Origin of the sequence: Streptomyces sp. NBC_01335 (assembly GCF_035953295.1) — a bacterium.
In the GTDB taxonomy this organism is placed as follows: Bacteria; Actinomycetota; Actinomycetes; order Streptomycetales; family Streptomycetaceae; genus Streptomyces.
In genome coordinates this window covers 450,178-462,795 of record NZ_CP108370.1, presented here as the reverse complement: position 1 = coordinate 462,795, position 12,618 = coordinate 450,178, and the positions used below count along the sequence as shown (strand labels likewise).

Below are 12,618 nucleotides of genomic sequence, written 5' to 3'. Positions count from 1 at the left end.
AATGCACGCCTTCCACTCCCGTGACGGCGCCGAGCCACTGGACTGGTCCCGAAGGAAGTACCGGTCGGCCCACCGGACCCCGCGCCGGTCGGCGGTGCGGGGTCCAGCGGTGCCGGAGCGGCCGGACCGGCCGGGTGCCACTCAACGCCGGCGGGCGGACCAGCCGGCGCCTATCCCCGCCACGTGCAGGGCGAGGGCGAGCAGGCCGAGCAGCATGACGTTGCCGGACGAGAAGACATCGTTCGTGGTGATGTCCGCGGCGTTGATCAGGAAGGAGATGAAGAACAGAACCGCTGCGACGATGGCGAGCATGGAAGGGTTCCTCTCGGAAGGAGACGGCCGTCTGGGGCCGTGTCCGCGGAATCCCGCCGAAGTCGGGCGGGACACGACCTCCAGTACCCCCGAACACCGCTCTCAGACGGGCCACTTCGCCCTCGCGCCGGGTTGGGGTGGCCGGATGGCGTCCGTTCGGTCGGGGCGGGACGGCATTGCGGGTGCCGGGGCCCGGCCTCGAACCCGCCGGACACCACCCGGCCGCCGCCCCGCACCGCGTACGCCCCGCCCCGTGCCGCGCGCACCGGATCGCGTGCCGGCGGTCGGTGCGAGGGGGGAACCTTGTGCAGTACGTTCGCCTGGTGACCGATTTCAACTGGTTCATCGGCTGATGAGCGATTCCTCCCTGGTGCTGCTGGTACTGGCGGCCGTGGTCGTGCTGTTCTCGCTGAACCGCCTGCCCGTCGAAGCGGTCGCCCTCGGCTCCGCGCTGGCCCTCGTGGGCATCGGAGTGCTGACACCCGCCCAGATCTTCTCCGGCTTCGGCGACCCGGTGGTGGGTTTCGTGGCGGCGCTGTTCGTGGTCAGCGCGGGCCTCGAAGTGACCGGGGTGACGGCCAAGGCGGGCCAGATCCTCGCGGCCCGCACCGGGAAGAGCCGCTGGCGGCTGGTCGCGCTGACCCTGGTCTCCGTCGCCGCCCTGTCGGCGCTGATCACGATGAACGGCGCGGTCGCCGCGCTGCTGCCGGTGGTGGTGATGCTGGCGGTCCGGGTCGGCATGCCGCCGTCCAAACTGGCTCCTCGGCGACCGGCTGCTGCCCTCCCGGCGCCCGGCCGCGCTCCCGCCGGACCTGAGCAACCACACCCTCACCCTCGTCGCGCACTACGGACTCGGCGACAACCTCGGCGGTCTCGCGGTGCCCCCGCGGGCACCGTGCGTCGGCTCGACGTACCCCTCGCTCGACTCCGGGGGCGGCGGTCTCGTCGTGCTCGGGGCGCTGCGCGGGGACTCGGACGACCACGAGCTGCGCAGCACCGACGAGCTCGCCCCGGGGGACCAGGTCGTGGTGCGGGGAACGCCCGAGGAGCTGAACGCCTTCGCGGAGCTCCACGGTCTGGTCCCGCAGCGGGCCCGGCTGGGCGAGCAGCGGGCCGGTGCGCTCGTCAACCGGGAGGTGGGCCTGGCGGAGGTGCTGATCTCGCCGCGCTCGTCGCTGGTCGGCGCGCGGGTCTTCCCCGGCCTGCTGACGGAGGCCCAGGACATCGTGGTGCTCGCCGTGCACCGCGACGGACAGAACGCGGACCCCGGCACCGTCACGCTGCGCGCGGGCGACACCCTTCTGCTGCACGGGTCCTGGCCCGCGCTCAGCGGCACCGCGTCGGTCTACTCCGACGACCTGCTGCTGGTCGACTCCCCGGCGGCGGTCCGCCGCCAGAACACCCCCGTGGGACCCGCCGGACGGCGGGCTCTCGCCGTGATGACCGCGATGGTGGTCCTGCTCGCCTCCGGGCTGGTCTCCCCGGCCGTCGCCGCCCTGATCGCAGCCGTGGCGATGATCCTTCTCAAGGTCGTCTCGGTGCACGAGGCGTACGGGGGCATCTCCTGGCCGACCGTGGTGATGGTCGGGGCGATGTTCCCGCTCTCCACCGCGATCATGAAGTCGGGCGCCGCCGACTCCGTCGCCCGCCTCATCGTGGACATCGCCGGCAGCAGCCAGTACGCGCTGCTGGCCGGCCTCTTCCTCGTCACGGTCGTGCTCGGACAGTTCGTCAGCAACACCGCCACCGCACTGATCGTCATCCCGATCGCGACCGTCGCCGCCCGTGACGTGGGAGTCTCCGTGCTCCCCGTCCTGATGGTGGTCGCCGTGGCCGCCGCCGCCGCGATGCTGACTCCGGTGGCCACGGCGGCCAACCTCATGGTGTACGAACCCGGGGGCTACCGCTTCGGCGACTACTGGCGCTTCGGCCTGCCCGTCGTCCTCTGGTTCCTGGTGGTGGCGCTGACGGTGGTGCCACGGGTCTGGCCGTTGTGAGACGTACCCGGCAGGCGGTCATCGGTCAGGCGGCGACGAGGAGGAGTGCGCCGACCGCCAGCATCACCGCGGCGGTGGCGCCGTGGATGCCGTAGGCGGCCGCCTTCGGCCCGCCGGCGCGCAGCACGATCGTCGCGTCGCCCACGGGGATGCAGGCGGCGGCCAGCATGAACCAGCCCAACAGCTGGGTCGGGCCGGCGGCCAGCAGGATGAAGAGGAAGAGCGCGCAGGCCAGGTCGCGTACGGCCTTGACGGTCAGCCAGGCGTGGAAGCTCGGGCTCTCGGCCGGGGTGTCGGGGATGCCGAACCCGACCGAGCCCCGCGGCGCCACGATCCCGAGAACGCCGATGAGGACGATGCCCGCGCCGATCAGTCCGGCGAGCACGTTGGCGATGGTGGTGAGCATGGCTGGTTCCCCCTCGGCGGCAGCCGCAGGCCGGTTGCCTAGCGGCGCTAGTAGTCGTGTCGACGATAGTGATATCTCCGGCAGGATGTCTAGCGTTGCTAGGATGTCTTCATGTCCGTCATCAGAGAACGCCGTGAACGCGAACGCGCCCAACGCCACCGGCTCATCGTCACAGCGGCCCGCGAACTCGCCGAGGCCGAAGGGTGGGAGGCCGTGACGACGCGCAGGCTCGCCGAGCGCGTCGAGTACAGCCAGCCCGTGCTGTACAGCCACTTCAGCGGCAAGGAGGCCATCGTCGAAGCCGTCGCGCTCGACGGCTTCGACGAGCTCACCGCCCACCTGCGCCGCGCCCGGACGGCCGATCCCGGGCCGCGGTCCTCCCTGCGCGCCCTCTGCCACGCCTATCTGGAGTTCGCCGCCGAACGGCCCGCTCTCTACCGGGCCATGTTCGTCATGCCGACCGACGTGAAGTTCGCGCACGCAGAAACCCCGACCCAACTGCGTTCCACCTTCGCCGAGTTCGTCAGCTGCTTCCGCCCGGACAACGCACTGCGCGAACTGACCGCCGAAGTCGTCTGGAGTGCGCTGCACGGCATGGCCGTCCTTTCGGAGAGCGGACGCATCCCCGAGGAGTACCAGGAAGCGCGCCTCGGTTTCCTCGTCGACCGGTTCGCCGACGCCCCCGGCTCGGACGCGGCCTGAACGGTCGATTCCCCTGAACGGTCGATTCCCAGGGGTGGTCGCGGCTGCGGGGGCCACCGAGCCTTTTCCTTGGGGGCCACCGAGCCCTTTCCTTCCTATGTCCGGCCACCTTTGTGGGCACCATCAGGCCCGGTCGACGGCCCTCGTACGGGGACGGTAGACGGGATCGGATACTGGCCTTCGACACAGGCATGAATGAGGAGTACGGACATGACCGGCGACAACCGCACAGGGCCGCCCAGTTCTGGCAGCGAACGCGACACGCTGCGGGCTTTCCTCGACTACCACCGCGCAACACTCGCCATGAAGTGCGAAGGGCTCACCGACGAGGAGCTGCGGCAGCAGTCGATGCCGCCGTCCACGCTCTCACTGCTCGGTCTGGTGCGGCACATGGCGGAGGTGGAACGTGCTTGGTTCCGCCGAGTGTTCGAGGACAACGACGCGCCCATGGTCTGGTCCGACACGATCGACTTCCAGGCGGCGTACGACGCCAGTACGTCGACCAGGGCCGAGGCGTTCGCGGCCTGGGATGCCGAAGTGGAGAACTCGCGCCGTATCGAGCGGGAGGCGGAGTCCCTGGACCGGGCCGGGTATCAACCACGATGGAGCGAGGAGGTGTCGCTGCGGATGGTGATGACGCACGTACTCCTGGAGTACGGCCGCCACAACGGGCACGCGGACTTGCTGCGTGAAGGTGTCGACGGGACCGTGGGCGCCTGAGTCCGCGCGAGCTGTCCGCCTCCGGGCGGACGGCGCTACCTTCAGAACATGACCTGTTCTGCGCCCATGACCACTCAGGAGCACCTCTCGACGATCGACGCACTGGTCGTGGAGCCGTTCCCCGAGGCACCTTGTGCCGACGCCACCGGGAGCGGGGGACCACAGCATCATATTCGCGTACTGCAGGTCAGCCGGGACTTCTGGGACGATGACGACGGGCGGGCCTGGGTCCAGGCCGAGGCCGGACTGATGGCATGCCTCGACGACCTGGCAGCGCGGCTGACGACCCGGTGGGGCGATGCGTTCGTCGTGGATCTCGGACCGTTTCTCAGCGCCGCCCTGGACGGTGAGTCGGTGCCCGAGCCGCTCGACGACCTGAGCCAACAGGTCGTGAGCATGCGGGTGTGGCCGCTTCCCGACGGCGATCGCTGGCTCGCGCTGGCGGTCGGTCAGGCCGACAAGGAACTCCCGCTCATCCTGTATGCCGCGATCGGCCGGGCTTGCGCGCTCGACTTGAACGTGGTCAGCCGGTCAGGAGCGGAGCCGAACGACGAGCCGGCGGTGTGATGGCTCCGTTCGACGCGAGACCGCCCCTGATCCGCCGGACGGCGCCTTCAGTCCCGACGGGCCTCGGCGGCCGAGACCTGGTGCAGGGTGCGCCCGGTCCGGGCGGAGCGTGCGTGGTACGGATCGGGGGTGCCCGGCCGGTCCCGTACCGCCTGCTCGTCCTTGGCCTTGATCAGCAGCCACGCCTCCTGGCCGTGCCCGCCCGGCTCCTCGCCCGTACGGAACCTGACCAGCGCGAACTCGCCCCGCAGCTTCTCGCCGACGAGCCGGAACGTGGCGTGGCCGCGCTCCAGGGACTCCGCGAACGGCACCCGGGCCCCGTGCTCGTCGTGGCCGAGCGGCACGTAGGTGCCCTGGTCCCAGACGATGACGGTGCCGCTGCCGTACTCTCCCGGCGGGATCACCCCTTCGAACTCGCGGTACTCCAGTGCGTGGTCCTCGGTGGGGACCGCCAGCCGCCGGTCGCTGGGGTTGTCCGAGGGGCCCTGCGGGACCGCCCAGGACCGCAGTACGCCGTCGACCTCCAGACGGAAGTCGAAGTGCATGCGCCGTGCCGCGTGGATCTGCACGACGAAGCGCGGCAGCGGGGGTACGGATTCGTCCTGCATGCCGGGCTCCCTCCGTCGTCCCCGAGGCGGGCCGTTCCGCTCCTCCCTCCACTGTGCGGCCCCACCCGCACGGCCGCATGGCGGGCGGGTACCCCCGTACCGGATCGGCCGTGCGGGGCGGCGCAATAACATGATCTCCATGGAACAGCGCACTCTCGGCAGGACCGGCCGTGACGTATCGGTCGTCGGACAGGGAACATGGCAGCTCGGAGCGGACTGGGGCGAGGTGGGCGAGCAGGAAGCCTTCGGCGTGCTCGACGCGGCCGTCGCATCGGGCGTCACCTTCTTCGACACCGCGGACGTCTACGGCGACGGCCGCAGCGAACAGCTCATCGGCCGCTATCTCAAGGACCGGCCGGACGCCGGCGTCTTCGTCGCCACCAAGATGGGGCGCCGCGAGGCCCAGGTCCCGGAGAACTACGTACTGGACAACTTCCGCGCCTGGAACGACCGTTCGCGCGCCAATCTGGGCGTCGACACCCTGGACCTGGTCCAGCTCCACTGCCCGCCCACCAGCGTCTACGCGACCGACGCCGTCTTCGACGCGCTCGACACCCTCGTCGCCGAGCAGCGGATCGCCGCCTACGGGGTCAGCGTCGAAACCTGCGAGGAGGCCCTCACCGCGATCGCCCGCCCCGGAGTGGCGAGCGTGCAGATCATCCTGAACCCGTTCCGGCTGAAGCCGCTGGAGAAGGTCCTGCCGGCCGCCCTCGCCGCCGGTGTGGGCATCGTCGCCCGGGTCCCGCTCGCCTCCGGCCTGCTCTCCGGCCGGTACACGGCCGAGACCGTCTTCGCCCCCGAGGACCACCGGACGTTCAACCGCCACGGCGAGGCGTTCGACCAGGGCGAGACCTTCTCCGGCATCGACTACACGACCGGGATCGAGGCCGCCGCAGAGTTCTCCGGCTTCGCCCCCGAGGGCGCCACCCCCGCCCAGACCGCGCTGCGCTGGATCATCCAGCAGCCCGGCGTCACCACCGTCATCCCCGGAGCACGCTCCGTGGACCAGGCCCGTGCCAACGCGGCCGCCGCCGCGCTCGCCCCGCTGCCGCAGCCGACCCTGGACGCGGTGCGCGACCTCTACGACCGACGCATCCGCGCGGGCGTGCACGACCGCTGGTAGTCCACGCGCATCGGTACGGGACCGGGGCGACGCTCAGTCGTCGTCCCCGTCCCCGTCCCCACCGCCCTGCCCGTCCTCGTTGCTCTGACCGTCTCCGCCGCCCTGCCCGTCCTCGCCGCCGGAGTCCTGCTGCCCGCCGCCGCGGGTGTCGGACGCGGTGGGGGCCGGAGAGCCCTCGCCCTGGGGGGTGACGCCCTGCGAGGCGCCGGGCCCCGGGGTCACGGCGGAGCCGGAGTCGGGCGCGAAGATCACCGTGCCCAGATAGACGGCCACCACGAACGCGATCGAGCCCGCCACCGCGCTGGCCACCCGGGGGCGCCGCCGGATGGCCTCGCTCGCGGCGAGCCTGCGACCGCCGGATTTCGCGGCACCCCGGCCCGCCGCCCGGCTGCCGGAGCGGCTCCCCGCCCGGGGCGCCGCCCGGGTCACCGGCGGCGCGGCCCGTCGCCGTCCCCCGGACGCCCCGGTCCGGTGCCCCGGACCGCCCGCGTCGGTGGAGGTGACCGCCGACGCGGCGGAGCGCGACCCGCCTGCCGTTCTCTGCGGCTCATTGCTCCCGCGCCACCCCGCCGTACGGAACCAGTCGGCCGCCTCCTGCGCGGTCGGCCGCTCCTCGGGCTTCTTGGCGAGCAGGCTCAGGAGATACGTGTCGAAGGCCGGCGAGATGTCGACGCCATGGTCCCGCAGCGGTACGGGCGGAGTGTCGACATGCTGGTACAGCGTGGCGGCGGCGGTGTCCGAGCGGAAGGGCGGGCGGCCCAGCAGCAGGTGGTAGATGACGCAGCCCAGGGAGTACATGTCGGAGTCGGCGCCCGCCGTCCGGCCGAGCGCCCGCTCCGGCGCCAGGTACAGGCTCGTCCCCACGATCTGGCCGGCCGTCGTGAGAGCCGTCGACGGATCGTCGACGAACTGGGCGATCCCGAAGTCACCGATCTTCACGGAGCCTTCGGCGTCCAGCATGAGGTTGCCCGGCTTGATGTCGCGGTGCACCACACCCTGCCGGTGGGCGGCGGCGAGCCCGGCGGCGGCATCGCCCGCGATCCGCGCCACCTGCTCGGGGTGGACGCTCTCCTGCGCCGACAGCAGGTCGCCGAGGCTGCGCCCCTCGACCAGCTCCATCACGAGATAGAGGCGGTCCTCCCAGGTACCGAAGTCGAAGACCGCCACCAGGTGCGGGTGGCTCAGCCGGGCGGCCGTCTGCGCCTCCAGCCGGAAACGTGCGGTGGAAGAGGAGTCGGCCCGGTCCCCCAGCAGCAGCTTGACGGCGACGGCGCGGCCGAGGACCTCGTCCGTCGCCCGCCACACCTCGCCCATGCCACCACGACCGATGGGGGACACCAACCGGTACCGATCAGCTACCAGCACCTGTACACCTATCTCGAATTGTGGCCCGTTGCGTCAGCCGGGGCGACGCACGGGTCGTGCTCACGAGGAGCGGGACGGGGCGGGGCTCGCGGCGATGATCAGGATATCTGTCCGGTGGACCCGATGTTACGGCCGGTCAGTTCCGGTACCTCTCCGGGCACCCGGCGGCGGCCCGGTGCCCGGGCCGCGACGCCCCTGACAGCACGACCGGCGGCAAGTGACCGGCGTGCGGCGTACGTTCGGCGCACGGGCGGCCCGACGGCCGGTGCGCCGCCGGGCGGTCCGGGGCCGCGCACCCGGGGGCCGGCGCTCAGCCGCGTACCGAGGCCGTCCGGCCCACCGCCTCCACCAGCGGCAGCACCCGGTGCGGCACCCGCTCGCGCAGCGCCACCTCGGTCCGCGTCCGCACCACGCCGGGCAGCTGGATGAGCCGCTGGATCACGTCTTCCAGATGGCCGTTGTCGCGCGCCACCACCCGGGTCAGCAGATCCCCGCCGCCGGTGGTCGAGAACGCCTCGATGATCTCCGGAACCTCCGCCAGCGCGTCCCCCACCTCGTCCAGGTGCCCCTGGGTCACCTCCAGGTGGACGAAGGCGAGCACGGGATGACCCAGGGCGGCGGGGGAGAGGACGGGGCCGGTACCGGTGATCACACCGTCCCGCTCCAGCCGGTCCATCCGGGCCTGGAGCGTGCCCCGGGCCACGCCCAGGATGCGGGCGTGCTCCCGCGCGCTGGTACGCGGCTTCTCGATGAGGAGCCGCAGGATACGGGTGTCGAGAGCGTCCACCGCCATGGTGCGCCTGCCTTCTCGGAGGGTGGGTACGGTGCCCGAGCCTATCCCGGTCCGCCCGGCAGGTCTGAGCCGTACGGCCCTGGAAACCGCGAAGCGCTGGGCCGATGGCACAGCGCTTCGCGATCGGGTCCGGTTTGGTGGATCAGGCGAGAGTGGCGGTGTCGATGACGAAGCGGTAGCGGACGTCGGAGGCGAGGACACGCGCGTAGGCCTCGTTGACCTGGTCGGCGGAGATCACTTCGATCTCGCTGCCGATCCGGTGCTCGGCGCAGAAGTCGAGCATCTCCTGGGTCAGGGCGATGCCGCCGATCATGGAACCCGTGAGGTTGCGCCGGCCGCTGCCGAGGAGGAACCCGCTCACCGTGAAGGGGCCCGGGGCCGCGCCGACGTTGGCCAGGGTGCCGTCGAGGGTCAGCAGGCCGAGGTAGGCGTCGATGTCGAGGTCGGCGCTGACGGTGTTGACGATGAGGTCGAAGCGGCCGGCCAGCAGGGAGAAGGTCTCCGGGTCGGAGGTCGCGTAGTAGTGGTCGGCCCCGAGCCGCAGCCCGTCCTCCTGCTTCTTCAGCGACTGCGACAGCACCGTGACCTCGGCGCCCAGGGCGTGGGCGATCTTGACCGCCATGTGCCCGAGACCGCCGAGACCGACGACGGCGACCCTCTTGCCCGGTCCGGCGCCCCAGCGGCGCAGCGGGGCGTAGGTGGTGATGCCGGCGCAGAGCAGCGGGGCGGCGGCGGCCGGGTCCAGGCTCTGGGGCACGGACAGCACGTAGTCGGCGTCCACGACGACGTGGGTGGAGTAGCCGCCCTGGGTCGTGGAACCGTCGCGGTCGGTTCCCGCGTAGGTGGGGACCATGCCGGTCCGGCAGTGCTGCTCCTCGCCGGCCAGGCAGTTCGCGCAACTGCCGCAGGAACCGACCATGCAGCCGACGCCCACGCGGTCACCGACCCGGTGGCGGGTGACCCCGGTGCCGGCCTCGACCACCGTGCCGACGATCTCGTGACCGGGAACGACGGGGAAGGGCTGGGGGCCCCAGTCGCCGTTGACGGTGTGGATGTCGGAGTGGCAGACACCGGCGTACTGGATCGCGATGAGTACGTCGTTGGTGCCGACGGCACGGCGCTCGATGGTGGTGGGCACCAGCGGCTCCCCCACGGAGGGGGCGGCGTAGGCGTTGACGAGCATGGGGGGATTCCTTGTCCTGCGGTGGTGGTCCAGGGTCTTTCGTCCGGGTCGGACGCGGCACGGGACCCCGCGAGCCCGGCCCGGCCCGAACGAAGACCCCAGCTGGTCGGGCGGGTGTCAGCCGGCCGCCGGGGTGGCGGTGTACTCCTCGTCGGTGACGGGGGTCAGCCAGTGCACGACGGCGTGGTCGGCGTCGCCCTCGTTGATCGCCACGTGGACCATCAGCCGGTCGGGTGCGGCGCCGTGCCAGTGCTCCTCGCCCGCCTCGAACAGTACGCGGTCGCCCGGACGGATGATCTCGACGGGGCCGCCCCGGCGCTGGCACAGGCCGACGCCCTCGGTGACGAAGACGGTCTGGCCCAGCGGGTGACTGTGCCAGTGCGTGCGGGCGCCGGGCATGAAGTGCACCAGGTTCGCGGTGACCCGGGACGGCGCGGGCGCCGCCGCGACGGCGTCGATGTAGACGTCACCGGTGAACCATTCGGCGGGACCCTTGGCGGTGGTGATCGAGCTCCGGGTGATCTGCATGATCGTTCCCTCTTCCTCGCGGTGTGGACGTGCGTGTACGGGGTGCGGTGATCGCGTGACGGCCCCGGGGCGGGACGGTCAGGGCTTGAGGAGCGCCTTGATCGCGCGGCGTTCGTCCATCGCCCGGTAGCCCTCGGCGACCTGGTCGAGCGGGAGGGTGAGGTCGAAGACCTTGCCCGGCTCGATACGGCCGGTCAGGACGCGGTCGATGAGGTCGGGCAGGTAGCGGCGTACGGGGGCGGGGCCGCCGCGCAGGCCCACGTGGGAGAAGAAGAGCTCCTGGCCGTCGACGGAGACGTCGTGGGGGACCCCGACGAAACCGACGCTGCCGCCGGGGCGGGCCGAGTGCAGCGCCTGCCGCATGGCCTCGGCGGTGCCGACGCACTCCAGCACGCTGTCGGCGCCGATGCCGCCGGTGAGGTCCTTGATCCGGGCGATGCCCTCGTCGCCGCGCTCGGTGACGACGTCGGTGGCGCCGAACTCCAGGGCCAGCTTCTGACGGGAGGCGTGGCGGGACATGGCGATGATGCGTCCGGCCCCCATCTCCTTCGCGGCGATCACGGCGGAGAGGCCGACGGCGCCGTCACCGACGACGACGGCGGTGGAGCCGGGCTGGACCTGGGCCGCCTCGGCGGCCCACCAGCCGGTGCCCATGACGTCGGAGACGGCCAGCAGGCTCGGCCAGTACTTCTCGTCCGGGATCTCCTCGGTGGCGACCAGGGTGCCCTGGGCGTTGGGGATGCGGACGTAGTCGGCCTGGCAGGTGCTCATGAACTCCCGGTGCAGGCAGTTCGACTGGAAGCCGTTGCGGCAGTTGGCACAGGTGTTGTCGGAGGTCGCGAAGGAACCGACGACGAACTGGCCCGGCTCGACCGAGGTGACCTCGCTGCCGACCTCCTCGACGAAACCGACGTACTCGTGCCCCATCGGGTGCGGGTCACCGACCGGCTCCAGGCCACGCCACGCCCACAGGTCGGAGCCGCACACGCACGACACCGCGGTACGGATGATCGCGTCGGTGGGGTGGAGGATCTTCGGGTCGGCGAGGGTCTCGAAACGGACGTCGCCGGGGGCGTGAATCACTGCGCCGCGCATGAGGGGGTTCCTTACGTAACGTTCTGGGGGGGGGCCTCTGGTGCCCGTACGAACTGCCGGGGGCGCCACTCGGCGGCGTCTTCGCCGACGTCGCGTGCGTCCCTCGCGGACAAGCCGGGCCGTCGCGCCATCGCGCCACGGCCAGGAAGTGCCACGTCTTCCAGGTAACCCGTTTCCCGGGCGCCGAGCGAGTTACCAGTGAGGGGTGTACCAGCGGTACACCCCTCCGCGTCCGGCCGGCCGGACGGACCGCTGCCGCCCGCACCGCTTGGACATGGTCACGCCAAGGTGCCCGGTTCGTGCGAGGGCTGTAACAGACCCGGATTACGCGTGAACCGGCCGATCGGTCACCTTCACCATGGGCGGGTAGCTTGCGGACGGCCGGCCCTGGAGGCCGGTCTCGGGGGAGTAGGGGAACGGCATGAACTCGAAGACGGACGGGGCCGGTTCGGCGCGCCGGAGCCCGCGCGGCATCCTCGTCGGGGCGGCCGTGGCCGCGGCCCTGCTGGCGGCCACCGGCTGCCAGTCCTCCGGGGGTGACGACGAGGCCGCCGGACCCTCGGGCTCCGCGTCGGCCGGGCGGTCGGCCGGGGCGACCACGCCGAAGAGCAACGCGCCCTCGGGCGACTCCGGCACCGGGACCACCGGTACCGGGAGCGGCACCGCGAGTGCCGAGCCGGCCGGAGACAGCGGCGAAACCGGCGGCGGCAACGGCACCGAGTACCAGGACTGCCGGGTCACCGGGCTCACCACCGCGGTCGAGCTCCAGGACGCGTCCGGGGAGACCCCTCGCCACTTCCTGCTGACGGTCACCAACGGCGGCAAGGCGCCGTGCGTCCTCAGCGAGGCCCCGCTGGTACGGCTCGGGGCCGGTGACGACGCCCCGGCCGTGGCGACCCTCGAAGAGCCGGACAGCGAACCCCTCGTCGTCGCGGGGGACGGCAAGGCGTACGCCGGGCTGTACGTCTTCGGCAACGACGAGGGCGGCGAGGCGGAGTACGACCAGGCCGACCGCTTCACTGCCACCCTGGTCGCCGGTGAGGGCACCGAACTGGGCGGCACGCTCGTCTTCGACCTGCCCGACGGCCTCGACTCCGTCTCCTACGACGACGCGGCACGGGTGAACGGCTGGGCCGGTACCGAGGGCCTGGCGATGCGGCCGATCAACCAGCTCTGACCGGTCCCTCCCGCAGCCTCGACCGGCCGCTCCTGCCCGGTG

14 protein-coding genes and 1 pseudogene are annotated in these 12,618 nt (G+C 72.0%); 7 read left to right on the top strand and 8 right to left on the bottom strand.

What is annotated here, in order from left to right; translation table 11 throughout:
- Positions 1–141 precede the first annotated feature (141 nt).
- Positions 142–312, bottom strand: coding sequence for a hypothetical protein (locus OG599_RS01970; RefSeq protein ID WP_327174161.1), 171 nt, complete (start codon positions 310–312; stop codon positions 142–144).
- Here OG599_RS01970 and OG599_RS35400 point away from each other — a divergent pair.
- Both OG599_RS35400 and OG599_RS01960 read left to right on the top strand, forming a co-directional pair.
- Positions 251–1,009: pseudogene (locus OG599_RS35400) on the top strand (SLC13 family permease); the annotation flags it as partial. The gene OG599_RS01970 and the pseudogene OG599_RS35400 sit on opposite strands and share 62 nt — an antisense overlap.
- Positions 1,010–1,190: 181 nt before the next feature.
- Positions 1,191–2,309 (top strand): SLC13 family permease, encoded by a 1,119-nt coding sequence (locus OG599_RS01960; RefSeq protein WP_327174159.1) that lies wholly within the window; start codon positions 1,191–1,193, stop codon positions 2,307–2,309.
- 25 nt (positions 2,310–2,334) lie between these two features.
- Here OG599_RS01960 and OG599_RS01955 read toward each other — a convergent pair whose 3' ends face one another.
- Positions 2,335–2,715, bottom strand: coding sequence for a DUF4267 domain-containing protein (locus tag OG599_RS01955; protein WP_327174158.1), 381 nt, complete (start codon positions 2,713–2,715; stop codon positions 2,335–2,337).
- A gap of 111 nt (positions 2,716–2,826) precedes the next feature.
- Between OG599_RS01955 and OG599_RS01950 the strand changes: the two genes are divergently transcribed.
- The 3 genes from OG599_RS01950 (at position 2,827) to OG599_RS01940 (ending at position 4,704) form a co-directional block, all read left to right on the top strand.
- A complete protein-coding gene (locus OG599_RS01950; protein WP_327174157.1) occupies positions 2,827–3,417 on the top strand; it encodes a TetR/AcrR family transcriptional regulator in 591 nt (196 codons plus the stop codon).
- Between the two features lie 210 nt (positions 3,418–3,627).
- Positions 3,628–4,137, top strand: a complete 510-nt coding sequence (locus tag OG599_RS01945; RefSeq protein ID WP_327174156.1) for a DinB family protein — start codon at positions 3,628–3,630, stop codon at positions 4,135–4,137.
- Positions 4,138–4,203: 66 nt separating this feature from the next.
- Positions 4,204–4,704 carry a hypothetical protein gene (locus tag OG599_RS01940; protein ID WP_327174155.1) on the top strand — a complete coding sequence of 167 codons (501 nt, stop codon included), beginning with the start codon at positions 4,204–4,206 and terminating at the stop codon, positions 4,702–4,704.
- A 47-nt stretch (positions 4,705–4,751) separates the two neighbouring features.
- Here the strand turns inward: OG599_RS01940 and OG599_RS01935 are convergent, their stop codons facing one another.
- The gene (locus tag OG599_RS01935; RefSeq protein WP_327174154.1) at positions 4,752–5,312 is read right to left on the bottom strand and encodes a DNA polymerase ligase N-terminal domain-containing protein; all 561 of its coding nucleotides are present in this window, start codon (positions 5,310–5,312) and stop codon (positions 4,752–4,754) included.
- A gap of 130 nt (positions 5,313–5,442) precedes the next feature.
- Here OG599_RS01935 and OG599_RS01930 point away from each other — a divergent pair, with 130 nt between their 5' ends.
- On the top strand, positions 5,443–6,435 hold the full coding sequence (locus OG599_RS01930) for an aldo/keto reductase (RefSeq protein ID WP_327174153.1): 993 nt from the start codon (positions 5,443–5,445) through the stop codon (positions 6,433–6,435).
- Between the two features lie 33 nt (positions 6,436–6,468).
- Here the strand turns inward: OG599_RS01930 and OG599_RS01925 are convergent, their stop codons facing one another.
- The 5 genes from OG599_RS01925 to OG599_RS01905 form a co-directional block, all read right to left on the bottom strand.
- Positions 6,469–7,749, bottom strand: a complete 1,281-nt coding sequence (locus OG599_RS01925; protein ID WP_327179902.1) for a serine/threonine-protein kinase — start codon at positions 7,747–7,749, stop codon at positions 6,469–6,471.
- Positions 7,750–8,110: 361 nt separating this feature from the next.
- Positions 8,111–8,593: an Lrp/AsnC family transcriptional regulator gene (locus OG599_RS01920; protein ID WP_327174152.1), complete on the bottom strand. Its 483-nt coding sequence runs from the start codon at positions 8,591–8,593 to the stop codon at positions 8,111–8,113.
- A gap of 142 nt (positions 8,594–8,735) precedes the next feature.
- Positions 8,736–9,776: an NAD(P)-dependent alcohol dehydrogenase gene (locus OG599_RS01915; RefSeq protein ID WP_327174151.1), complete on the bottom strand. Its 1,041-nt coding sequence runs from the start codon at positions 9,774–9,776 to the stop codon at positions 8,736–8,738.
- A 117-nt stretch (positions 9,777–9,893) separates the two neighbouring features.
- On the bottom strand, positions 9,894–10,304 hold the full coding sequence (locus OG599_RS01910; protein ID WP_327174150.1) for a (R)-mandelonitrile lyase: 411 nt from the start codon (positions 10,302–10,304) through the stop codon (positions 9,894–9,896).
- A 78-nt stretch (positions 10,305–10,382) separates the two neighbouring features.
- A complete protein-coding gene (locus OG599_RS01905) occupies positions 10,383–11,399 on the bottom strand; it encodes a zinc-dependent alcohol dehydrogenase family protein (protein WP_327174149.1) in 1,017 nt (338 codons plus the stop codon).
- A gap of 421 nt (positions 11,400–11,820) precedes the next feature.
- Here OG599_RS01905 and OG599_RS01900 point away from each other — a divergent pair, with 421 nt between their 5' ends.
- A complete protein-coding gene (locus tag OG599_RS01900; RefSeq protein ID WP_327174148.1) occupies positions 11,821–12,576 on the top strand; it encodes a DUF4232 domain-containing protein in 756 nt (251 codons plus the stop codon).
- The last annotated feature ends 42 nt before the right edge of the window (positions 12,577–12,618 follow it).

What these genes read in the sequence shown, in the direction of transcription:
- OG599_RS01930 (WP_327174153.1), top strand. Translation starts at nt 5,443, where the DNA reads ATGATCTCCATGGAACAGCGCACTCTCGGCAGGACCGGCCGTGACGTA.
- OG599_RS01945 (WP_327174156.1), top strand. Translation starts at nt 3,628, where the DNA reads ATGACCGGCGACAACCGCACAGGGCCGCCCAGTTCTGGCAGCGAACGC.
- OG599_RS01915 (WP_327174151.1), bottom strand. Translation starts at nt 9,776, where the DNA reads ATGCTCGTCAACGCCTACGCCGCCCCCTCCGTGGGGGAGCCGCTGGTG.
- OG599_RS01970 (WP_327174161.1), bottom strand. Translation starts at nt 312, where the DNA reads ATGCTCGCCATCGTCGCAGCGGTTCTGTTCTTCATCTCCTTCCTGATC.
- OG599_RS01900 (WP_327174148.1), top strand. Translation starts at nt 11,821, where the DNA reads ATGAACTCGAAGACGGACGGGGCCGGTTCGGCGCGCCGGAGCCCGCGC.
- OG599_RS01925 (WP_327179902.1), bottom strand. Translation starts at nt 7,749, where the DNA reads ATGGGCGAGGTGTGGCGGGCGACGGACGAGGTCCTCGGCCGCGCCGTC.
- OG599_RS01935 (WP_327174154.1), bottom strand. Translation starts at nt 5,312, where the DNA reads ATGCAGGACGAATCCGTACCCCCGCTGCCGCGCTTCGTCGTGCAGATC.
- OG599_RS01950 (WP_327174157.1), top strand. Translation starts at nt 2,827, where the DNA reads ATGTCCGTCATCAGAGAACGCCGTGAACGCGAACGCGCCCAACGCCAC.
- OG599_RS01920 (WP_327174152.1), bottom strand. Translation starts at nt 8,593, where the DNA reads ATGGCGGTGGACGCTCTCGACACCCGTATCCTGCGGCTCCTCATCGAG.
- OG599_RS01955 (WP_327174158.1), bottom strand. Translation starts at nt 2,715, where the DNA reads ATGCTCACCACCATCGCCAACGTGCTCGCCGGACTGATCGGCGCGGGC.
- OG599_RS01910 (WP_327174150.1), bottom strand. Translation starts at nt 10,304, where the DNA reads ATGCAGATCACCCGGAGCTCGATCACCACCGCCAAGGGTCCCGCCGAA.
- OG599_RS01940 (WP_327174155.1), top strand. Translation starts at nt 4,204, where the DNA reads ATGACCACTCAGGAGCACCTCTCGACGATCGACGCACTGGTCGTGGAG.
- OG599_RS01905 (WP_327174149.1), bottom strand. Translation starts at nt 11,399, where the DNA reads ATGCGCGGCGCAGTGATTCACGCCCCCGGCGACGTCCGTTTCGAGACC.